This is a genomic window from Bacillus sp. 0102A, from assembly GCF_036765155.1.
Classification (GTDB): Bacteria; Bacillota; Bacilli; order Bacillales; family Bacillaceae; genus Bacillus; species Bacillus subtilis_G.
In genome coordinates, this window is the sequence record NZ_JBAIZW010000002.1 from 548,831 (window position 1) to 570,252 (window position 21,422).

General features: G+C 43.2%; 20 protein-coding genes. 4 read left to right on the forward strand and 16 right to left on the reverse strand.

Annotated features, from left to right (window positions below; translation table 11 throughout):
- Positions 1-28 precede the first annotated feature (28 nt).
- The 5 genes from ade to abhA form a co-directional block, all read right to left on the reverse strand.
- The gene (gene ade / locus V6D41_RS06935) at positions 29-1,762 is read right to left on the reverse strand and encodes an adenine deaminase (protein ID WP_333517702.1); all 1,734 of its coding nucleotides are present in this window, start codon (positions 1,760-1,762) and stop codon (positions 29-31) included.
- Between the two features lie 155 nt (positions 1,763-1,917).
- Positions 1,918-2,583 carry a Ktr system potassium transporter KtrC gene (gene ktrC / locus V6D41_RS06940; protein WP_087992209.1) on the reverse strand — a complete coding sequence of 222 codons (666 nt, stop codon included), beginning with the start codon at positions 2,581-2,583 and terminating at the stop codon, positions 1,918-1,920.
- Between the two features lie 71 nt (positions 2,584-2,654).
- On the reverse strand, positions 2,655-3,482 hold the full coding sequence (locus V6D41_RS06945) for a gamma-glutamylcyclotransferase (protein WP_333517703.1): 828 nt from the start codon (positions 3,480-3,482) through the stop codon (positions 2,655-2,657).
- 15 nt (positions 3,483-3,497) lie between these two features.
- Positions 3,498-4,784: a two-component sensor histidine kinase KinC gene (kinC, locus tag V6D41_RS06950; protein ID WP_253269053.1), complete on the reverse strand. Its 1,287-nt coding sequence runs from the start codon at positions 4,782-4,784 to the stop codon at positions 3,498-3,500.
- A 145-nt stretch (positions 4,785-4,929) separates the two neighbouring features.
- Positions 4,930-5,208: a transcriptional regulator AbhA gene (gene abhA / locus V6D41_RS06955; protein WP_087992212.1), complete on the reverse strand. Its 279-nt coding sequence runs from the start codon at positions 5,206-5,208 to the stop codon at positions 4,930-4,932.
- Between the two features lie 284 nt (positions 5,209-5,492).
- On the opposite strand from abhA, the gene mreBH reads away from it, so the two are divergent.
- From mreBH to V6D41_RS06970, 3 genes are all read left to right on the forward strand, one after another.
- Complete coding sequence (gene mreBH / locus V6D41_RS06960) at positions 5,493-6,500, forward strand: cell shape-determining protein MreBH (RefSeq protein WP_333517867.1); 1,008 nt, start codon at positions 5,493-5,495, stop codon at positions 6,498-6,500.
- Positions 6,501-6,601: 101 nt separating this feature from the next.
- Positions 6,602-6,736, forward strand: coding sequence for a protein YkpC (locus tag V6D41_RS06965; RefSeq protein WP_087992214.1), 135 nt, complete (start codon positions 6,602-6,604; stop codon positions 6,734-6,736).
- Positions 6,737-6,847: 111 nt separating this feature from the next.
- A complete protein-coding gene (locus tag V6D41_RS06970) occupies positions 6,848-8,080 on the forward strand; it encodes an aminopeptidase (protein ID WP_333517704.1) in 1,233 nt (410 codons plus the stop codon).
- A gap of 30 nt (positions 8,081-8,110) precedes the next feature.
- On the opposite strand, the gene V6D41_RS06975 is transcribed toward V6D41_RS06970, so the two are convergent.
- Entirely contained in the window at positions 8,111-9,022 is a 912-nt protein-coding gene (locus tag V6D41_RS06975; RefSeq protein ID WP_333517705.1) for a ketopantoate reductase family protein, read from the reverse strand.
- 60 nt (positions 9,023-9,082) lie between these two features.
- Positions 9,083-10,702, reverse strand: coding sequence for an ABC-F family ATP-binding cassette domain-containing protein (locus V6D41_RS06980; protein ID WP_148963708.1), 1,620 nt, complete (start codon positions 10,700-10,702; stop codon positions 9,083-9,085).
- Positions 10,703-10,884: 182 nt separating this feature from the next.
- Here V6D41_RS06980 and V6D41_RS06985 point away from each other — a divergent pair, with 182 nt between their 5' ends.
- Positions 10,885-11,154: a hypothetical protein gene (locus V6D41_RS06985; RefSeq protein ID WP_148963709.1), complete on the forward strand. Its 270-nt coding sequence runs from the start codon at positions 10,885-10,887 to the stop codon at positions 11,152-11,154.
- A 35-nt stretch (positions 11,155-11,189) separates the two neighbouring features.
- Here V6D41_RS06985 and sipT read toward each other — a convergent pair whose 3' ends face one another.
- From sipT to V6D41_RS07030, 9 genes are all read right to left on the reverse strand, one after another.
- Entirely contained in the window at positions 11,190-11,771 is a 582-nt protein-coding gene (gene sipT, locus V6D41_RS06990; protein ID WP_087992219.1) for a signal peptidase I sipT, read from the reverse strand.
- A gap of 143 nt (positions 11,772-11,914) precedes the next feature.
- Entirely contained in the window at positions 11,915-13,816 is a 1,902-nt protein-coding gene (locus tag V6D41_RS06995) for a PTS fructose transporter subunit IIABC (protein ID WP_148963711.1), read from the reverse strand.
- 14 nt (positions 13,817-13,830) lie between these two features.
- Positions 13,831-14,742: a 1-phosphofructokinase gene (gene pfkB / locus V6D41_RS07000; protein ID WP_087992221.1), complete on the reverse strand. Its 912-nt coding sequence runs from the start codon at positions 14,740-14,742 to the stop codon at positions 13,831-13,833.
- The gene (locus V6D41_RS07005; RefSeq protein ID WP_333517706.1) at positions 14,739-15,494 is read right to left on the reverse strand and encodes a DeoR/GlpR family DNA-binding transcription regulator; all 756 of its coding nucleotides are present in this window, start codon (positions 15,492-15,494) and stop codon (positions 14,739-14,741) included. The genes pfkB and V6D41_RS07005 overlap by 4 nt, the downstream gene beginning before the upstream one ends.
- Before the next feature lie 278 nt (positions 15,495-15,772).
- The gene (skiZ, locus tag V6D41_RS07010) at positions 15,773-16,966 is read right to left on the reverse strand and encodes a sporulation-delaying-protein transporter subunit SkiZ (protein ID WP_148963714.1); all 1,194 of its coding nucleotides are present in this window, start codon (positions 16,964-16,966) and stop codon (positions 15,773-15,775) included.
- Complete coding sequence (gene yknY / locus V6D41_RS07015) at positions 16,963-17,655, reverse strand: ABC transporter ATP-binding protein YknY (RefSeq protein ID WP_333517707.1); 693 nt, start codon at positions 17,653-17,655, stop codon at positions 16,963-16,965. Before yknY ends, skiZ begins: the two co-directional genes overlap by 4 nt.
- Positions 17,656-18,789: an efflux RND transporter periplasmic adaptor subunit gene (locus V6D41_RS07020; protein WP_333517708.1), complete on the reverse strand. Its 1,134-nt coding sequence runs from the start codon at positions 18,787-18,789 to the stop codon at positions 17,656-17,658.
- Between the two features lie 4 nt (positions 18,790-18,793).
- Positions 18,794-19,489, reverse strand: coding sequence for a toxin SDP protection protein YknW (gene yknW / locus V6D41_RS07025; RefSeq protein WP_333517709.1), 696 nt, complete (start codon positions 19,487-19,489; stop codon positions 18,794-18,796).
- A gap of 115 nt (positions 19,490-19,604) precedes the next feature.
- Positions 19,605-21,419, reverse strand: a complete 1,815-nt coding sequence (locus V6D41_RS07030; protein ID WP_333517710.1) for an ABC transporter ATP-binding protein — start codon at positions 21,417-21,419, stop codon at positions 19,605-19,607.
- Between the last annotated feature and the right edge of the window lie 3 nt (positions 21,420-21,422).

Here is a 21,422-nt window from a genome sequence, read left to right on the forward strand (position 1 = left end):
GATGCACTCCAAAGTGAGTGCATCTTTTTTATTGCAGTGTTATGTGCTGAAATGACTTTACATCAAATAATCCTGTTGTCGTCATTTTAATGTCAGGAATGACAGGCAAAGCTAAAAACGACAGCGTCAAAAATGGATTAAACCCGCCTGTGAAACCGACTGACGACAATTTATCATGCAGCGTCAGCAAGCTTTGATTCACCTGCTCCGCAGATTGGTCTGATAGTAACCCCGCAATCGGCAGCGGTACTGAATGAAGCTCTTCTCCATTTTTTATAATCGTTAATCCTCCGCCAATTTCCTGCAGCTTATTAACTGCAGCCGCAATATCGGCATCATTTGTCCCAACGGCAATAATATTATGGGAATCGTGCGAAATGCTTGTGGCAATCGCTCCGCTCTTGAATCCAAATCCTTTCACAACGCCAAGACCGGTTTCTTTTAACCCTTTATGCCGCTCAACAACTGCAATCTTTAACAAATCGAGCTCAGAGTCAGGCTCAAAAACATGGGCATCAGGAGGCGGCACACGCACAAACCGTGTTTCAAGCTGATTAGGAATGATTTGAATCACATGGATTTGCTGCTTTGAATCGATTGGCATATTTAAATTCTGTTTGTTAAGAGGAGCAGCAAGCTTAACAGAATCAAGCAGTGCCGGTTCTGGTGCGGGAGCTGAAGCGCTATCTTGATAGACTGCTTCGCCTCCTTCAGCAACAGTGTGCCCATTTACCATTGTCTTTGTGACAGTGACGTTTCCCAGATCAGAAACAAAGAGCAAATCAGCATCAAAACCCGGAGCAATCGCTCCCTTTGTATCTAATCCGTAGCATTCAGCTGCATTGAGGCTCCCTAATTGATAGGCTAAAAACGGGTCAAGCCCGGCTTGAATCGCCATTTTCACCTGATGATTCACACTTCCCTCTGACAATAAATCATCCACATGCTTATCATCCGTACAGAAGAAGAAACGGCGTGCGTTCTTTTCATTCACCGCCGGGAGCACATTGAGAGTGTTTTTTGCGACTGATCCTTCACGCATCATGACATACATTCCTCTTCTAATACGATCAAGTGCTTCTTCCTTCGTCGTTACTTCATGATCATTTAAGACAAATGCGGTTCTATAAATGTTAATGAGGTCTGTTGATAAACCCGCTAAATGACCGTCAATTCGCTTTCCTGCAACACGGGCATCGAGCAGTTTCTGAATCATATCTTCTTCAGCCTGCTGAACCGATACATAATCCATGACTTCAGCAAGCCCTAATACTTCTTTCTCTTCGTAAAAAGGTTTTAAATCAGCAGCTTTAAGTACTGCGCCTGATCGTTCAAAGCTTGCGGCAGGTACACTGGAGGGAAGCATAAAATGGATATTCAGCGGTGTTTGCCGAGCCTGTTCAATCATAAATGCAATCCCTTTTTCACCAGACACATTCGCGATCTCATGCGGATCGGTAACAACTGTCGTCACACCATGCGGCAATACCGCTTTAGCGAACTCAATCGGTGTAACCATTGATGACTCAATATGTACATGTCCATCAATAAAACCCGGAACAATCATTTGTCCCTCTGCATCAATGTTATTTTCGCCTTCATACTCGCCGAGGCCTACAATGACTCCGTCCGTAATCGCAATATCTTCATATATCCACTCTTGATTAAATACGTCCATGATTTTTCCGTTCTTAATAACGATATCAGCTTTTTGTCTGCGGGCTGAAGCATTCAGCCTATTAACCAGCACTTCTTTATTCAAATAGGCCCCTCCTCTTTTTTATTATATGGTACAACATGCTATCGGAACGCCTGTGCTTAGTCAATAAAATTTTAAGAAATTGCCGCTCATTTCATTAAAGTTGTTATATTCTGATAGTATAAAAAACCGCCCTTTGGGGACGGTTTGTCTTACTGCTATTTTGTATAAAGAACTCTTTTTTCAAAACGGGAAATGTCTGTAACAGAACCAATAACGATGAGGATATCTTCTCGATGGATGACTTCGGTCGCAAGCGGCGACACGATGACTTCCTTGCCTCTTTTAATGGCTACAATATTAATCCCGTATTTCGCACGGATATCTAAATCAAGAAGCGTATTTCCGGCCAGGCGGCTGTTGGCTACGATTTCAACTAGACTATGCTCTTCAGACAGTTCCAAATAATCAAGTACGTTGTTGGAGACGATGTTATGCGCAATTCGTTTTGCCATATCGCGTTCCGGGTGGACGATGTGGTCCGCACCGATTTTAGAAAGCACTTTTTCGTGATAATCGTTCTGTGCCTTCACTGTAATGGTATGAACGCCCAGTTCTTTCAGAATGAGAGTCGTTAAAATACTCGCCTGGATATTTTCACCGATTGCTACAATAACATGGTCAAAATTTCGCAGACCTAAGTTTTTCAGGACAGATTCGTCTGTTGAATCACCGATAACGGCGTGAGATGCGATCTTGGCATACTCGTTGACTTTATCCTCATCGATATCCATCGCCATAACCTCGACGCCTTCTTCGCTTAATGCTTTGCAAATACTGCCACCAAAACGGCCCAGTCCAATTACCGCAAATTCTTTTTTCATAGTGGTGCTCCTTTACCTAACATCATATTGAACAAATTTTATCATATTCTTTTGTAACAGTGTTAATTTCGTTATCCTTTTGGCAGCGAATTCATATGCCGCTTGAGCTTTTCAGCAAACCCCGGTGATAAATACATCTCCGCTCCCCGTTCAATTTCCATCTGATAGTGCTGAGGCGGAGCGGTTTCCGCTTCTTTTTGGAGGACGAGAAAGGTTAAGCAATCTGTGTAGCGCCTTCCGCCTGCTTCAACGTCTACAAATGCAGGCCGATACGTAAGGGATGCAACGCCCTCCCTTTTATATAGATAGGTGAGAGCGGAAAAAGGAATGCGATATAAAACGCCTTCTGTTGTTCCTCCGTCTTCCATCATATCCGCTCTTGAGCCGTCTTCCCTTTTTAGAGTGAAGCGGGTTGTGTACCCTTTTAAAACAGCTCCTCCCACTGGATCTTGAAAATAGTGATCGACTCCCGCCTTTTGAAAGCGGGCATTGTCCATGCAGGACCCATAGGCAAAATAATAAACAGGATTTTGCGATTTGCTGATCATCTGATGTGCTTTCCAGTCACCGCTGCTTATTTTCGGAAAGCCGGCACACACGTCTTTGTTCATAAAATAAACAAGCGCTTTTTTGATTCCGGCATCCGTTTCTACAAGCGCTGTTTGTTTTTCATAGCCTTGATAAAATTGATCGAGCTTATGTATACACCATTCATCTGCTTCATATAACTCGCCGCATATATAACCTTCATCTTCAAAAACAGCTGCGGGCCCCTCATTTGCAGCAAACAGACATCCCTTCGTTCTGGCCTGCTCATTGATACATGCCGATTGTGCAAGCAGATGATGATTCTTTTCATGTTTTCTCAATGTCCCGTATACAAAGAGAAGCGAGTTCATCTTATTTTCCCCCTCTCAGCTGTCTGATTTGAAAGGCAAAACAACTTGAAAGACACTGCCTTTTCCAGCTTCACTTTCGATTTTCAATTCTCCGTCATGTTCCTTCAGGATTCTTAAACAAATGGCAAGTCCAAGTCCGGTGCCCTTTTCCTTTGTTGAATAAAAAGGTTTGCCAATCTGCTTAAGCTTTTCCTGCGGCATGCCGTTTCCTTCATCTTTGACGCTTATCACGGCGTGAGAGGCTGTCTTAGCAGTCGAAATGGTAACGATACCGCCTTTTGGCATTGCCTCAATCCCATTTTTAATGATATTGATAAAGACCTGCTTCAGCTGATTCTCATCCCCGTTAATGATACAGCTATCTGTCTCTTCGAAATTTTTTTCTATGACGATATTGGACAGAATAGCATTGGTATCAAGCAATGTCGTGACTTGTGTCAGGATCTCATTGAGCTGATGCATTTTAAATGTGACCGCCTGCGGTTTTGCAAGCAGCAACAGCTCGCCGAGCACCAAATCGATTCTTTTAATCTCTGAAAAGATGATGTCAAAATAGCCCTTTCTGTCGGGATATTGTGTTTTCATAATCTGAAGGAAACCGCTGACAGAGGTTAAAGGGTTTCTGACTTCATGTGCAATACCGGCGGCAAGTTCACTTGTGATTGACAGTTTCTGTGATTCTCTGGCCAACCGTTCATTAATCTCAATGAGCTCATCTTCAGCCTCTTTCCGCTCAGTGATATCTGACATTGTTCCCAAGCTGCCTGTAAATTGGTCATCCCGATCGTAATAAAGTTTATAATGAACTTCTCCCCAAAAAATCGTGCCGTTCTTTGTCACGTATTTTGCAGTAAACATGCCAGAAGACGCTTGGTTTTGGATTTGGGTGTTGATGTGGTCGGCTACGTGCTTTTCTTTTATGAAGTAATCATTATACATCGTTCCCATACATTCATTGATTGAAAAGCCGGTTATGGATGCCCACGCTTGGTTTAAATATGTAATTTCACCTTTTGCATTCGTTTGAAATACGATCTCCTGCAAATTATCCATAATGCGGTTTTTTTCTTCAGAAAGCTGTTTATACTTCCATTCATTATCCTTCATTGTCTTAACCAGCTGCTGTTTCTCATCAATATAATAAGCCAGCATCCAGACACTTGCTAATGTGACTGCAGTATACACAATATCAACAGGCCAATTAATCGGGTTTTTGCCTATAAAATAAAATAAATAATCCCAAAACATAATAAAAATCATTGCCAAGATGATGGAAATGATACGTGCTTGATATTTTCTCATATGACCACCTGCCGCTTGTGTTTCTCTATTTATTGTACCATTCTTCGACAAATAATTGAGTAAAATATGTAAAGTATCCCAAATCATTCATCACCTGAGGCAAAAAAGGCGGAGATTGTATCTCTCCGCCTTTTTCAACATCATATTATTCTTTTAGAGCGGCTTGAATTTCTTCGAGAAGCAGCTGTGCACCCTCAGGGCTTAACGTAATTTTACCGTTGCCGTATTCCGTATTTTCTGAAGTGATTTCTCCGGTCATTAAACAAACGCCATGAGGTTTATACTTTTTCAAGATAATTTTATCTCCGTCAACAAAAAACTCAATGCTGTCTTTTATAGCAATATCCAGTGCCCGTCTTAATTCTATCGGCATGACAATGCGCCCTAATTCATCTACTTTTCTCACAACACCTATTGATTTCATAAAAAACCCTTCTTCCTTTAAATGTTTCTTTTCTCATGTAATGTTTAAGGATGCACCTCAATATATCGTAGACGTATGAAACTAAGAAAAAGTTTCCCGCTTTCTATAAGAATCACAAGATATTTTTACCATAAAACCGAAAAATGTATTACTTCTGTTACACAGTTCCGTGATTTTTTACAAAAACATTTCTTTCCCGACGAACACCCCCAAAAATCGCTTCATTTCTTAGAAACTTTAAATGTAGAATCATATAAAATCAGGATAGAGATTGGGTGAATAACATGTTTCAATCAACTGAAATCGGGATTGACTTAGGAACAGCTAATATACTTGTTTACAGCAAAAATAAAGGGATTATTTTAAATGAACCATCTGTTGTCGCAGTGGATACAACGACTAAAGCAGTGCTTGCAATCGGGGCTGACGCGAAAAACATGATCGGCAAAACGCCGGGAAAAATTATCGCTGTCAGACCAATGAAAGATGGCGTTATCGCAGACTATGATATGACAACCGATTTGCTAAAGCACATTATGAAAAAAGCCGGAAAAAGCATCGGCATGTCGTTCAGAAAACCGAACGTAGTCGTTTGCACACCGTCAGGCTCAACAGCAGTAGAACGCCGCGCCATCAGTGATGCGGTGAAAAATTGCGGCGCGAAAAACGTCCATTTAATTGAAGAGCCAGTAGCGGCCGCCATCGGAGCGGATTTACCTGTCGATGAGCCGGTTGCCAATGTGGTGGTAGATATCGGCGGAGGAACGACAGAAGTCGCCATCATCTCCTTCGGCGGTGTTGTTTCCTGCCACTCTATCAGAATCGGCGGAGACCAGCTTGATGAAGATATCGTTTCCTTCGTCCGGAAAAAATACAATTTGCTGATTGGCGAACGGACAGCTGAGCAGGTAAAAATGGAAATTGGACATGCACTGATTGAGCATGTGCCGGAAGCAATGGAAATTCGGGGACGCGACCTCGTAACAGGCCTTCCAAAAACCATTATGCTTCAATCTAATGAAATTCAAGACGCAATGCGTGAATCTCTCCTCCATATTCTTGAAGCCATCAGAGCTACACTTGAGGACTGCCCGCCTGAATTGAGCGGAGATATTGTTGACCGCGGCGTTATTTTAACAGGCGGCGGCGCGCTTCTTAACGGGATTAAAGAATGGCTCACAGAAGAGATTGTAGTGCCTGTACACGTGGCGCAAAATCCGCTTGAATCTGTGGCAATCGGCACAGGCCGTTCTTTAGAAGTGATCGATAAGCTTCAAAAGGCGATTAAATAGTCTTTTCCTTCAAAAAATCTCACACGCAGCAAATTTCTTGCTTCTTTTTTCCTCACTCCCTTCATATTGTGGGAAATGGAGAAACTTTAAGGAGGAAACAGATGCTAAGAGATTTAGGAAGAAGAGTAGCGATCGCAGCCATTTTAAGCGGAATCATTCTTGGAGGCATGAGCATTTCTTTGGCCAACATGCCCCATTCACCTGGAGGCGGCACTGTAAAACTGAATCATCCGTAATATCGAAAGACCCAAGACATGTTGTTTTGGGTTTTTCACTTTAGCCTCCTTTCTTTCCTTTATAGGATCATATTTGATATGATGAGAAAAAAGCTCGAGGAGGAATGATTCGTGGATTCATTTTCACAGAAATTAAATACCTATGCGCAGCTGGCGGTAGAGGTCGGCGTAAACGTCCAAAAAGGCCAGTATGTAGTCGTAAATGCTTCAACAGACGTACGGGATTTTGTCCGCTTAATTGTGAAACATGCATATGAAAAAGGTGCCAAAAATGTCACGGTGAATTGGCAGGATGACGAAGTCGCCAAATTAAAATATGAACTCGCGCCTTTTGAAGCATTTGAAGAATACCCTGAATGGGAAGCAAAAGGCAGAGAAGAGCTTGCTAAAAAAGGAGCCGCTTTCATCTCTGTTGTGTCGTCAAACCCAGACTTACTAAAAGGTGCAGATTCCAAACGGATCGCTGCATTCCAAAAAGCAGCAGGCAAGGCATTACATACATACAGACAATATATTCAATCGGACAAAGTCAGCTGGACTGTCGTTGGTGCGGCATCAGCGGGCTGGGCCCAAAAAGTCTTTCCTGGCCAATCAGAAGAGGAAGCGACTCAGCTTCTGTGGGAAGAAATTTTTAAAGCGACGCGCATAAATGAAGACAATCCGGTTCAAGCGTGGATCAAGCATGATCAAAATCTTCATGAAAAAGTTGACCATTTGAACGAGAGACATTACACTGCTTTACACTATCTAGCAGAAGGAACTGATTTAACCATTAAGCTGCCTAGAAAGCATGTTTGGGCTGGTGCGGGAAGCGTGAGTGAAAGCGGCCATGAGTTTATGGCCAATATGCCGACAGAAGAAGTATTCACGCTGCCGCAAAAAGATGGGGTCGACGGAGTCGTATCGAGCACAAAACCGCTAAGCTACGGCGGAAATATTATTGAAAACTTCACCCTCACATTTGAAAATGGCCGTATAGTCGACATTAAAGCCGAAAAAGGAGAGGACATTTTAAAAGAACTAGTGGAAACAGATGAGGGTTCTCACTATTTAGGTGAAGTGGCACTTGTTCCTTACGATTCGCCTATATCACAATCAAATATTCTTTTCTATAACACATTGTTTGATGAAAACGCGTCAAACCATTTGGCGATCGGCAGCGCCTACGCCTTTAACATTGAAGGCGGAAAGCAGATGTCTCGTGAGGAACTTGTCAAAGAAGGCTTAAATGAAAGCATTACACACGTGGACTTTATGATTGGTTCTCCGGATATGAATATTGACGGCATTACGGCAGACGGAAAAAGAGAGCCTATCTTCAGAAATGGGAATTGGGCTTTTTAAATAAACAAAAGGAGGCTTTTCGCCTCCTTTTTATTTTTCTGCTTCATACATTTGCAGATTGGCATACACCGTTTCTAATATAGGTGCTGCAAGAGATAAACGCTTTGCTTTTTCAAGCAAAAAGCCGTGCAGGTGGTTACCTTCAGTCGTTTGTCCGTTTTCCATATCCCGAAGCATAGAGGATTTCATATGGTAAGACATGCTTGTCATCGTACGGAAGCTCTCTTCCTCAAGATCCGGATCAGCCGGAACACCCTCTTTTCGCAAAATAGCGACAATTTCCCCAATAAGGATTTGGGCCGTGTGACGTCCGCCTTCTGTTTCGAGGATTGGGCCAAGCGGTCTTTGAAATAACGTTGTGATCCCTGCTTGCGCCGCAATAAACAGATACTTTTTCCAAATGTCCTTCTCGATATGCCCGCTGATAATGACTTCTGCCTTCACGCCTGAAAACGCCTCTTCAAGTGCTGTTATTCGTTCCGTACGCTCACCGTTCCACTCTCCGAATACAAAACGATGCGATGCGCTCGTATGATAAATTTCTCCCTTGTTGTCTAAGGCACTTTCTATAAAACACAAACCGCCCAGCACCTGTTCTTTTGAAAACGCCGTAAACAGCTGCTCATAATGGCGATACCCGTTTAAGAAAGGGATAATGACAGATTCACGATTGATAAACGGTTTGACATCATCTATCACTTGCTCAAGTGAATAGGCTTTAGAAGCAATGATAACGACGTCAAACTGCCCTGTTTCTCCGGCACTGATTAATCCGGGCTGAAATGATACATCCCCTTTTTCACTATGGATGACAAGCCCGGTTTCTTTAAGCCGCTCAGCTCTTTTTTGGCGTACGAGAAATGTCACATCATTGCCTTTCTCTGCAAGCCGTCCGCCAATATACCCGCCTACTCCTCCTGCTCCGACAACCAAAAATTTCATGTTGTATCTCCTTTCAACTCTATGTATCAAAAAAAGCAGAGGAATCTCTGCTTTTTTTGATTACGCGTATAGTTCAGTCAGTTTTTTCTGCACATCAGCATTTTCAAGGAACTCATCATAGCTCATTTGCTTATCGACGATGCCTTTAGGTGTAATTTCAATAATTCTGTTGGCAATGGTCTGTACAAACTGATGGTCATGAGATGTAAACAGCATAGCGCCTTTAAAGCTGATCAAGCCGTTATTGAGCGCTGTAATGGATTCTAAGTCTAAATGGTTGGTCGGCTCATCCAAAATTAAAATATTGGCGCCGGAAAGCATCGCTTTGGACAGCATACAGCGAACCTTTTCTCCCCCAGATAGTACGTTTGATTTTTTGTGGACTTCTTCTCCTGAGAACAGCATCCGTCCTAAGAAACCGCGTAAAAAGCTCTCACTTTGGTCATGAGGAGAATATTGGCGAAGCCAGTCTACAAGATTTAGATCACTGCCTTCGAAATATTCGCTGTTGTCTTTTGGAAAATACGCTTGAGATGTCGTTACGCCCCATTTAAACGTTCCGCTATCAGCTTCCATTTCCCCGGAAATGATTTTAAACAGCGTGGTAACAGCCAGTTCGTTGCGGCCAGTGAAAGCAATTTTATCTTCTCTATTCATAATAAAGCTGACATTGTCAAGCACCTTTACGCCATCGATTGTTTTCGTTAAGCCTTCCACCTGAAGAACATCATTTCCGATTTCCCGTTCTGGTGTAAAGTTAACGTAAGGATAGCGGCGGGAAGACGGTTTAATATCATCGAGCGTAATTTTTTCGAGAAGTTTCTTTCTTGATGTTGCCTGCTTAGATTTAGACGCGTTGGCGCTGAATCTAGCGACAAACTCTTGAAGCTGTTTAATTTGCTCTTCTTTTTTCTTGTTCGCTTCTTGAGAAAGCTTTAACGCCAGCTGGCTTGATTCATACCAGAAATCATAGTTTCCGACATAGATTTGGATCTTATTAAAATCAAGGTCAGCAATGTGCGTACACACTTTATTTAAGAAGTGACGGTCATGGGATACCACAATAACTGTGTTTTCAAAGTTAATCAGAAACTCTTCCAGCCACTGAATTGCCTGAAGGTCCAAGTGGTTCGTCGGCTCATCAAGCAGCAGAACATCCGGCTTGCCGAATAATGCCTGTGCCAAGAGAACTTTTACTTTCTCTGAACCGCCAAGGTCTTCCATCTTCTTCGTATGAAGATCTTCTGAGATACCAAGGCCTTTTAAAAGAATCGCAGCTTCACTTTCGGCTTCCCATCCGTTCAACTCTGCAAATTCACCTTCGAGCTCTGCCGCACGAATTCCATCCTCATCTGAGAAATCAGGCTTCATGTAAATAGCGTCTTTCTCCTGCATGACTTCATACAGGCGTTTGTGGCCCATAATGACCACTTTCAGCACTTCATACTCTTCGTACTCAAAATGGTTCTGCTTCAAGATGGCAAGACGCTCTCCAGGACTCATATGGACATCGCCTGTCTGAGGATCGATTTCGCCAGATAGCACTTTCAGAAACGTTGATTTACCGGCACCATTTGCACCAATTAACCCATAGCAGTTGCCTGGGGTAAATTTAATATTGACATCTTCAAATAACTTGCGATCCGCAAACCGCAAGCTTACATTATTTACAGCAATCATTTATTATCCTCCATCATGTCTATCATCAATAAAAGTATACCATGAATGCTGGGCAAGAGAAATGATTCCCTGATAAATCGGAGAGAAAACACTTATACACTCAATGCTGCCAGCTATGTTACAATAAAGCAGAGAGGGATACATCCAGCCGGGAAAATTACACACTCTCATGGAGGAACACGTTGAAGCTTTTAACACTTACTGAATACTGCTTATTGATCTTTTTTACGGGCTTTTACCTTGCCGTAACAGGCTTTACCGCTAAAGATATCGGCTTATATATTGGCATAGCCCTCATTTACATATTTTCACATATTTTTTCTAAACGACTTTTAGAAAAACGCGGCAAAGAAAACAAACAGGTTCACCTTTTCTTCAGCGTGCTGGCCATTATCGGTTCAGTGTTTATCACGGTATTATTCATTGCATTAGTCGCTTCTTTTTCAAATTAAAAAACGCCTGCTGTCCAAAGGCCAGCAAGGCGTTTTTATTTTGTTTGGCGCATTTCGTTAAACGGGAAAAAGACAAACTTCGATGTGCCGACAATCCGGTCTTCGGCAATCAGTCCGAGCCCGTTTCGGCTGTCCATTGAATTCAGCCGGTTATCTCCCATGACAAAATATTTGCCTTTGGGAACCTTAACCGGTCCAAAATCGCCAGTCAGACTCACACCAAGTTTTTCTGCTTCTTTTTTGTTTTTAGACAAGTAAGGCTCAGCTGCTTTTTTTCCGTTTATATAAAGCGTGTCATCCTTCATTTGAACGGTTTCTCCAGGCTTTCCGATCAATCTTTTTACGTAATGGATTTTCGACGTCTCACCGTTGATAATAACGATATCTCCGCGCTCCAGCTCGCCGATATAGTTGACTGTTTTATTCACAAACAGCCTTTCGCCGTCATGTAATGTGGGATCCATAGATGAACCTTCGACTAAATAAGGTTCAAACAAAAAGTGACGGATCAAGAGAGCCAGCAGGACAGCGATGACAATCGCTTTTCCCCATTCCAAATACGTATTGGTTTTTTTCTTCGCCGTTTTTTCAGTTTTCGTGTTTTTTTCCTCGGTCAAAGTGTTTCCTCCTAGACGGTTGCTGTGTCAGTTGTTTCCCTTCTTTTACTTTATCATAAATGATAATAAAATACATAACTTAACCGCGCTCTCGCCAGCAGGATAAAGAAAAAGCGCCCTTTCGAATGAAGGACGCTTTTTTCTTATTTCTCTGTAACAGGTTTTTTAAGAATACCGAGGATAATTGCCATCACGACAGCACCAATCACGATACTTAATAGGTAAAGCAGCGGATGGTTTGTAATGAAGGCTACGAATACTCCTCCGTGAGGTGCCGGAAGCGTTACACGGAAGAATTCAGTTAATCCGCCGGCAACAGCTGCACCAGCGACAGCAGCTGGAATCACGCGAAGCGGATCAGCCGCAGCAAACGGGATCGCTCCCTCTGTTACGAAAGCAGCCCCCATGAAGTAGCATGTAATACCAGCTTCACGGTCACGCTGAGTGAATTTATTTCTGAAAATGGTTGTTGCAAGTGCGATACCAAGCGGAGGAACCATACCGCCGGCCATGATCGCTGCGTGAGGCGCATAGTTGCCTGCATCGATCATCGCGATACCGAACGTAAAGGCTGCTTTATTAAGCGGACCGCCCATATCGATCGCCATCATACCGCCCAAAATAATACCCATTAATACAAGGTTGCCAGTACCAAGGCTTTCAAGCCAATTTGTTAAGAAATCCATAAATGCCGCTACCGGTGTATTGACAACGAAACGCATGATAATACCAGTTAAGAAAATACCAAACAGCGGATAGATTAACACTGGTTTCAGTCCGTCAAGTGACTGAGGAATAAAGACGAATGCTTTTTTCAAAAGAACAACAATATAACCAGCCAGGAATCCGGCAATTAGTCCGCCTAAGAATCCAGCATTTGCTTGAGTTGCCATAAATCCACCGATCATACCAGGCGCAAAACCAGGACGGTCTGCAATACTCATTGCAATGAAACCGGCAAGAACAGCCACAATTAATCCTAATGCATTGTCACCGCCGATAAACTTAAGAGCGGCAGCGAACGTGTTGTAAGTAGGATCATCCGGATTGGAAGAATTAATCCCCCAGAAGAATGAAATCGCAACGAGGATACCACCGCCGACTACGAATGGAAGCATGTTGCTGACACCGCTCATCAGATGCTTATAAAACATGCTTCCGATGCTGCCGCCAGACTTGCCTCTCGCTTCATCTTCATCGTTTGAAGCTGAAGAACCGCCGCCGCTGCCTTGGTAAACCGGCGCGTCTTGATTCTTCGCTTTTTCGATAAGCTCTTGCGGGCGTCTGATACCAGCTGTAACAGGTACTTGAAGCACGCGCTTACCTTTAAATCGTTCCATTTCAACCTGCTTGTCCGCTGCGACAATGATGGCAGGTGCATCTTCAATTTCTTGGGCAGTCAGCTTGTGCTTAATACCGCTTGAACCATTTGTTTCGACCTTAATTTCCACACCAAGCTCTTTCGCTTTTTCTTTAAGGGCATCCGCAGCCATGAATGTGTGTGCAATACCTGTCGGACATGCAGTAACCGCTAGGATTTTCCCTTTTCCGGCAGGTGCAGGTGCCGCTTCTTCTTCCTCTTCGTCATCATCTTTATCGTGCTGATTAATAATGTCGATAATAGCATCTTCTGACTCAGCTTCAAGGAGCTGCTTGCGAATTTCTTCACGCATTAACAGCGTTGAAAGTCTTGACAATGCTTCAAGGTGAGTGTTGTTTGCGCCTTCAGTCGCCGCTATCATGAACACCAAGTGAGCCGGCTGGCCGTCTAATGATTCATAATCGACACCGTCTTTTGAACGCCCGAACGCGATCGCCGGGTTGATAACGCTTGCTGTTTTCGCATGCGGGATAGCGATTCCTTCACCAATTCCCGTCGAGCTTTGGCTCTCGCGATTTAAAATGGCTTCTTTGTAGGCTTGTCGGTCATTTAATTTTCCAGCTTTATCAAGAACAGTGACCATTTCGTCAATAACATTTTCTTTTTCTTTGCTCTCAATATTAAGCTTTATTGTATGCTTTGTTAAAAGCTCAGTTATTTTCACTTTTGTTTCCTCCTCTATAGACGTGTGACCTTAACTTCAGGAAGAAGCTGCTGGACAAATTCTTCTGTTCCAAGTTCTTCAGAGAACGCGGTAGCACTGCCTGATGTAACACCTAAACGGAATGCTTCTTCAAGCGGCAACTGTTTGGAAATACCGGCAAGAAAACCTGCAACGACGGAATCTCCCGCTCCGACTGAGTTGACCAATTTCCCCTTTGGCACGTTTGCAAAATAAACAGCTTCCTTCGTAAATAGAAGCGCTCCGTCTCCGGCCATGGATACGATTACATGTTCAGCCCCTTGTTCTACAAGCTTTTTCCCATAAGGAACAGCTTCTTCAACAGATGTAATTGTTGTGCCGAACATTTCTCCAAGCTCATGATGGTTTGGCTTCATCAAAAACGGTTTCATTTCTGTTGCTTTCATAAGCGCCTCGCCTGAGATATCCAGAACAACTCGCGCGTTCTGCTGTGTGCAGGCCTCTGCGATTTTTTCGTAAGTGTCGTGGGGCAGTGAAGATGGAATGCTTCCTGCAAGGACGACGATATCTCCTTCTTGTAAAGACTGGAACTGTTCTAAAAAGGTTTTGAAATCTTCATCTGAAATTGTCGGTCCCTGACCGTTAATTTCAGTTTCATCACCCGTTTTCAGCTTTACATTGATACGGGTATCTTCTTTCACTTCAGAAAAGGCTGTTTCCAGGTTTTCTTCCCGCAAAAATGTTTTAATATATTCTCCGGTAAATCCGCCGACGAATCCGAGCGCTTTAGACGGTACATGGTGTCTTTTCAGCAGTCTCGATACGTTGATGCCCTTGCCCCCTGGATACTTTGTATCGTATGAGGAACGGTTTAGGCCTCCTACAGTAAAATCTTCAACGTGAACAATATAATCAACAGATGGATTAAGTGTTACAGTGTAAATCATGGTTTCACTACCTTTACGACAGTTTTTTCTTGGTAATTATCGAATGTAAGCTCTTCAGCGCCAGTCGTAATGATTGTTGCGTCGCCTATTCCGGCGAATGCCGAAAATGAAATTTCTCCGAATTTCGAAGGGTCTGCTAAGACATAAGCGTGTTTTGCCTGTTTGACAGCTTTCTGTTTTAAAAGAGCCTCATCAGGGTCCGGCGTTGTGAATCCAGCCTCTGTATGGACACCGTTTGTCCCTAGAAAACTCTTGTCGTATCTGTACTGATCCATGGCAATCAGTGAAGCGCCTCCAATAATCGCGCCCGTTCTGTGCTTTACGTATCCTCCAAGCAGGTAAAAAGAAATTTCTTTCCTTATTAATGCATCGACATGCATCACCCCGTTTGTGACTACGACAATATCTTTGCTTTTATCCATAAAATCAATCATGTGCAAAGTCGTCGTGCCTGCATCAAGGTAAATGCAATCTCCTTCTTCTAAAAGAGAAACTGCTTTTTCAGCAATTTTCAATTTATCGTGAAGGTTTTTGGATGATTTTTCAAGCATATCGGGTTCAAGTCTGATATCGGAAAGCTTGGCTGCTCCCCCATGAACACGCTTTAAAAAACCGCGTTCTTCAAGTGTTGATAAATCTCTTCTGATAGTTGATTCAGAAGCGTTTGTAAGATTTATAAGCTCTTGAATTTTTACCACATCATGCTTTTCGATTTGATCAATAATCAATTGATGCCGTTCAGGAGTTAGCATGCTTCACCTCCTAATGAAAACGTATTCATTTTGAATACAATTTCATTGTAAACGCTTTTTTCAATTTAGGCAACTAGAATCATTCAAATTCATTCAATAACTATCAAAATCTTTCACGTTTATCCATATTAACGTATGTCTATAGGGTTTGTAAACTGTAAATTCGACAAAAATAAGGACAATTGTACGACATTTTCTTCTTATTTTAATGAAAAAAGTCTTTTATATTCATAGTAGAAAAACTAAACATGAAAAAACCTCATGCATGTTGCATGAGGCTATTCGTAACGCAGCGCTTCAATCGGATCAAGCTTTGCGGCTTTATTTGCGGGAAGCATGCCAAAAATAACGCCAATGAGCATACTGAACAGCACGCCCCCGCCTACAACCTGCCAGGATATGAGTGACGGCCAGCCAGCAATGGCAGAAACAAGAGAGGCCCCTCCATATCCGATTCCAATTCCAATCAGTCCTCCGATCAGCGTCAATACGACTGATTCAATTAAAAACTGAGTCAGAATCTGTCCTCTCGTCGCACCGAGTGATTTTCTGATTCCAATTTCCCGCGTCCGTTCTGTGACTGATACGAGCATAATATTCATGACACCGATTCCGCCGACCAAAAGAGAGATGCCTGCAATCGAACCGATAATCGTCGTCATAATCGCCGTTACTTTGCCAATTCCGGCCGCTATCTCTTCCATGTTCATCACTTGATATGAATCTTCTGTGCCATGATTGTCATTTACAAGCTGTGCCGCTTCTTTTCCAGCTGTTTTTATGTCGTCTGCTGATTCGACTTGCAATGATACGTTACTGAAATCACTTGTGCCAAAAGAAGATTTCATCATATTAAATGGCACATACATTTCACTTAAACCGAAAGAAAGCAAGCCTGTTTCTTTTTTCAGCACGCCGATGATTTCAACAGGCTGTCCGTTGATCCAGACAACTTCTCCGAGAGGGGATGTTTTATCAAACAGTTCTTCAGCCATCTTTTGAGAGATCACTCCGGCTCTTTTCCCCGCAAAAAAATCATGATCGGTAAAGGTTTTGCCGTTTTCGATTTTTAAAGAATTGACATTCATGTATCCATCGTTTATTCCGTTAATGGTGACATCAGTTTCTTCCTCATGATAACGCGCTGTCATACTTTCAGAAGTCGAGGCAACGACTTGTTTGATGCCCTCTATCTCTTTTAAACCTTTTATATCATTTTCTGTAAAAGTAGATTCGGCTAAGGCGTTCGGATTGCTTGCAAGCTCCTCATCGCTTGGCATATAGTACAGCTCCACGGTATTTCCCGGGCCGCTGATCGACTGTTTCAGCATTTGCTCGCCGCCCTGTCCTACCGCAACCACGACGATGACAGAGCCTACACCAATGATAATGCCGAGCATCGTTAAGATCGAACGCATTTTATGGGCAAGGACTGAGCTTAAAGCCATTCTGATGTTCTCTAACAGGCTCATTCTCCCACGCTCCTTTGTCCGGAGCTGGCAGGAACAATGTTTCCGTCACGCACCATGACGATTCGATTCGTGCAATCTGCGACTTCCGGCTCGTGAGTAACAAGAACGATTGTTGTTCCTTCGACATTTAATGCTGTAAATTGCTCCATAATCGCCGCGCTTGTTTTCGTATCAAGCGCGCCGGTCGGTTCATCAGCTAAAATCAATTTTGGCTCATTCACGATTGACCTCGCAATGGCGACCCGCTGCTTCTGCCCGCCCGAGAGCTCGTTGGGCATGTGGAGCATTCGATCGGTTAACCCGACCTTTTCCAACGCTCTCTCAGCCCGCTCTTGACGTTCTTTTTTGCCTATACCGGAATAAATCATCGGCAGCTCGACATTTTTTTTTGCGTTCAGCCGCGGAAGAAGCTGGAATTGCTGAAATACAAAACCGATGGACCGGTTACGGACTGCCGCTAGTTCTTTATCTTTATATGAAGAAATATCTTCGCCGTCCAATTTATACGTACCGGAAGTCGGCCGGTCAAGACAGCCGATAATATTCATGATTGTCGATTTCCCTGAACCTGATGGCCCCATAATCGAGACATATTCCCCTTGATGAATGTCCAAATCAATAGAATGGAGAACATCAAACGTTTCCCTGCCGATCTGATAGCTTTTTCTCACATTAGAAAGCTGAATCATTTATGCTTTCACTTCCGTTCCATCGGTCACCTGATCAGAGGGATTCAAAATGACTTGATCCTCTTGAGAAATCCCCTCTTTAATCTCTGTCAGATCATCTGTTACTTCACCGATTTTGACATCAGCTCGTTTTGCTTTTCCGTCTTTTACTGTATACACATAATATTGATCATCTTCTTTTTTGACTGCCTTTGAAGGAAGCGTATTTGCTTTCCGCTTATCTGTTTCAATATTCATGATAAATTTAAAGCCTGGCTTTCCTTCTGGAAGATCCCCTTTTATTTTCACTTGAAGCGGATATTGAACCGCTTGTTCTGTTCCTTGTACCGCAGCGCTTTCCTGCTGATCCGGAACAAGTCCGACTGCGGAAACTGTGCCTTTCCATGTTTTATCCTGAATCACATCTGAAGTGAGTGTGACCTTCTGGCCTTTTTTGATTTTCAGTGTATCGTATTCAGACAATTTCCCTGAGACGACAAGGTCTTTTGGGTTGCCGATATGTATGACAGGCTCTTGAATATCTGATTTTTTGGATGCCGCTTCTTGGTTGACACTAATAACCGTACCTTCGATTTCGCTTTTCACTTCAAGATCTGACACCCGATTGGCAAGTGACTGCCGCTGGAGCTCGGTTTGTTTTAAATCGATCTCAGTCGTTTTTTTCTGCATTTGAAGCTCCGTACGCTCAGATTCAATTTGTTTTTTTGCTTCTTTCTTTCCAACCTGTTTTACCAGTTCTTTTTCTTTATGATCTAACCCATTTATCTTTTCTTGAATTTGGTCAATTTGAAGCTGGTTGGATTCAGCCGTTAACTGGTTCTGTTCTTTTTCTAGGCTCAGCTGCTCATTTGTATAGGTGACTAAAGGCGTGCCCTTTTTCACTTTGTCGCCTTCCTTCACCTTAATGTCTTCTAATGTCCCTTTATCCGCTTCATAAAAGACATACTGTTCATTTGAAAATTGAAGTGTGCCGGGAACCATAACCGTTGACGAGATTTCTTTTTCTTCAAGGCTTCCCGCCTGTATCTTTTGGCCGGCGCTGCCGCTTGTAGGGGCAGCAGACCGGTATATATTGATTCCAATAAAAAGAGCGACTAAAATGGCGATTCCAATTCCGATCCATACTTTTTTCATGAGTTTATGCACCCGCCGCAGAATTGATTAAACCTGAAAAGAACGAAAATACAACTAAAATTCCGAAAAGAACAATCACTGAAATCCATCCTGCTTTTTTTGAGATGCCGCCTGTTTTGTGAAGGCCGATTGCTAATAATACATAGCTCCATATGCTAAATATCTCAAAAGTATTTAACACGCTGGCGAGAGCCCCGTCAGACGGAATAATCCCCGCCAATGATGTCATGCTGTAAAGCGAATTCGTGTCAGTTGTAAAAGCAACGATTCCGTTAACCAATAATCCAAGACTGCTAATCAAAGAGACAAACAGACCGAGAGAAAGCATTTTTTTGTATGTCGTAACTCCGCCTGATATTTTTACACAGAGCCAATAAATAAGAGGGGCAATAAATAACGCTGCGATACCGCCGAAAATCGCGCCTGCCATCCCTCCAAATTTGGTTATTGTGGCGACGGTTTCAATTTGTTCAGCTGTTAACCCTTGAGTGTCACTGCTTTTCATAAGCTCACTATAATCCGTACCGAGTGATTGCAGCACGGCACCGACGATGATAATGGCTGCAACAATAAATAGCGGTCCCCATACAGCCGGTCTTTCTCTTATTCTTTCAAATTGAACGGACGGATTTGTGATCACTCCGAAAAGTGACGGCTTTTCAGTCGCCGTTGCGCTGTTTTTTTCTACATTTGTTTCCATTTCAAAACCTCCTTGAGAATGTCTAACAGATAATACGAGAGGGGGATCGAAAAGTTTCATGTTTTTTCTAATAAATTTCCAAAAGCCTTCAATATATAACTGAAGGCTTTTGCTCTTATTCTATCGCTTCGCTGTATTGCGTTTTTACAAGCCCGGCATAAATGCCTCCTATAGCAAGCAGTTGCTCATGGTTTCCTTCTTCTATTTTCTTGCCGTGATCAAGAACAATGATGCGGTCGGCGTCGCGGATCGTGGACAATCTGTGGGCGATCATCACTGCTGTACGCCCTTTCAGCAAGGTTTTTAAAGCCTGTTGAATTTTCACCTCCGTCTCTGTATCAATACTTGCCGTTGCTTCGTCGAGGATGATAATAGCTGGATCGGCGAGCAATGCTCTTGCAAAGGAAATGAGCTGGCGCTGTCCGGCAGACAGTACGCTGCCCCTTTCCTCCACCTCTGTTTCGTACCCCTCTCTTAAACCAGAGATAAACTCATCCGTTCCGACCGCTTGGGCTGCTTTCATCACTTCTTCGTCTGAAGCACCCGGCCGGCCGAAACGAATATTTTCCATGATGGTCCCAGAGAAAATAAATGTATCTTGCAGCACAATGCTGATTTGAGAGCGCAAACTGGCAAGGGAAAGATCCTGAATCGGAATACCGTCTATTTTTATGGTGCCTCCCGCGGCATCATAAAAACGGCTGATTAAATTGGCGATCGTCGTTTTCCCGCTCCCCGTATGCCCGACAAGCGCAAGCGTCGACCCCGCCGGAATAGAGAAGGAAACAGCGCGGAGGGCTTTTCGTTTTTCATCATACGAAAATTCAACCTCTTCGAAGCTGATCTCCCCATTTATTTTTTGCTTATGAATCGCGTCCCGCTTCTCTTTGACATTTGGCTGTTCGTCCAGAAACTCAAAAATCCGCTCAGATGACGCCATCCCCATTAACAGCTGGTTATAGACCTGGCCCAGTCTCGAAATAGGTTCCCAAAACATGCCGAGATAGAAGGCAAAAGAAACGAAGACGCCAATCGTAATGGTTTCATTCATGATGAGTGTGGCGCCATACCAAATCAACACACCCGTTCCAATCGCATTCGTCATTTCTACCAGCGGACGGAACATGGCGTTTTTTCTTGTGGCTTCCTGCCATGATTGATAGTTCTCCTGATTGACGCCGTCAAAATACGCCATGTTTTCTTCTTCCTGCGTAAATGCCTGTGTGACACGGATGCCCTGAATGCTTTCGTTCAAATGAGAGTTCAGCTTCGATTGCTTTAGACGCACCTTTTGCCAGGAGCGGCGTATTTTTTTTCTGAGACTTGTTGAAATAAAAAACATAATCGGCAGTGTCACCATAATGGCTATGGTCAGCTCAGGACTAAGCGTAAACAAAATGATCATAACACCGGCCAGAAGCAGCAAGTCGGTCAATAAGTTGATGACTCCGCTTGTAAAGAGCTCCTGAAGAGAGTTAATGTCATTCATAATTCTGACCAAAATAGATCCAGCCGACCGCTGATCAAAAAATCGATGGGATAAGCGCTGCACATGAGTAAACAAATGCTGGCGCAAGTCGTAAATCACATGCTGGCCAAGCTGATTCATCCATCTGATTCTGAACACATTGGCGGCATAATTAAGGACGTATAAACCGCTAATGATGAAAATGAGCTGGATCAGCAGCTCCGAGTTTTTCTCTGCAATGGCTTGATCGAGAACATACACGCCGATCAGAATGGGGATCACAAGCTTCACAGCAGTCCCAATCAAAACGGTGAGAAAAGAAAGCGGCAAAATGGTTTTTCGATATGGTTTGACATAGCCCAGCAGCCGCCACATTTGAGCCCAGTTAAACGGCTTTTCAATGATTTCATCTGAAGAATAATAGAAACGCTCCAAGATCCCTTGTTTTTTTGCTTGTTTCATATA

What these genes read in the sequence shown, in the direction of transcription:
- ktrC (WP_087992209.1), bottom strand. Translation starts at nt 2,583, where the DNA reads ATGAAAAAAGAATTTGCGGTAATTGGACTGGGCCGTTTTGGTGGCAGT.
- V6D41_RS06945 (WP_333517703.1), bottom strand. Translation starts at nt 3,482, where the DNA reads ATGAACTCGCTTCTCTTTGTATACGGGACATTGAGAAAACATGAAAAG.
- kinC (WP_253269053.1), bottom strand. Translation starts at nt 4,784, where the DNA reads ATGAGAAAATATCAAGCACGTATCATTTCCATCATCTTGGCAATGATT.
- abhA (WP_087992212.1), bottom strand. Translation starts at nt 5,208, where the DNA reads ATGAAATCAATAGGTGTTGTGAGAAAAGTAGATGAATTAGGGCGCATT.
- mreBH (WP_333517867.1), top strand. Translation starts at nt 5,493, where the DNA reads ATGTTTCAATCAACTGAAATCGGGATTGACTTAGGAACAGCTAATATA.
- V6D41_RS06965 (WP_087992214.1), top strand. Translation starts at nt 6,602, where the DNA reads ATGCTAAGAGATTTAGGAAGAAGAGTAGCGATCGCAGCCATTTTAAGC.
- V6D41_RS06975 (WP_333517705.1), bottom strand. Translation starts at nt 9,022, where the DNA reads ATGAAATTTTTGGTTGTCGGAGCAGGAGGAGTAGGCGGGTATATTGGC.
- V6D41_RS06980 (WP_148963708.1), bottom strand. Translation starts at nt 10,702, where the DNA reads ATGATTGCTGTAAATAATGTAAGCTTGCGGTTTGCGGATCGCAAGTTA.
- pfkB (WP_087992221.1), bottom strand. Translation starts at nt 14,742, where the DNA reads ATGATTTACACTGTAACACTTAATCCATCTGTTGATTATATTGTTCAC.
- V6D41_RS07005 (WP_333517706.1), bottom strand. Translation starts at nt 15,494, where the DNA reads ATGCTAACTCCTGAACGGCATCAATTGATTATTGATCAAATCGAAAAG.
- skiZ (WP_148963714.1), bottom strand. Translation starts at nt 16,966, where the DNA reads ATGAGCCTGTTAGAGAACATCAGAATGGCTTTAAGCTCAGTCCTTGCC.
- yknY (WP_333517707.1), bottom strand. Translation starts at nt 17,655, where the DNA reads ATGATTCAGCTTTCTAATGTGAGAAAAAGCTATCAGATCGGCAGGGAA.
- V6D41_RS07020 (WP_333517708.1), bottom strand. Translation starts at nt 18,789, where the DNA reads ATGAAAAAAGTATGGATCGGAATTGGAATCGCCATTTTAGTCGCTCTT.
- yknW (WP_333517709.1), bottom strand. Translation starts at nt 19,489, where the DNA reads ATGGAAACAAATGTAGAAAAAAACAGCGCAACGGCGACTGAAAAGCCG.
- V6D41_RS07030 (WP_333517710.1), bottom strand. Translation starts at nt 21,419, where the DNA reads ATGAAACAAGCAAAAAAACAAGGGATCTTGGAGCGTTTCTATTATTCT.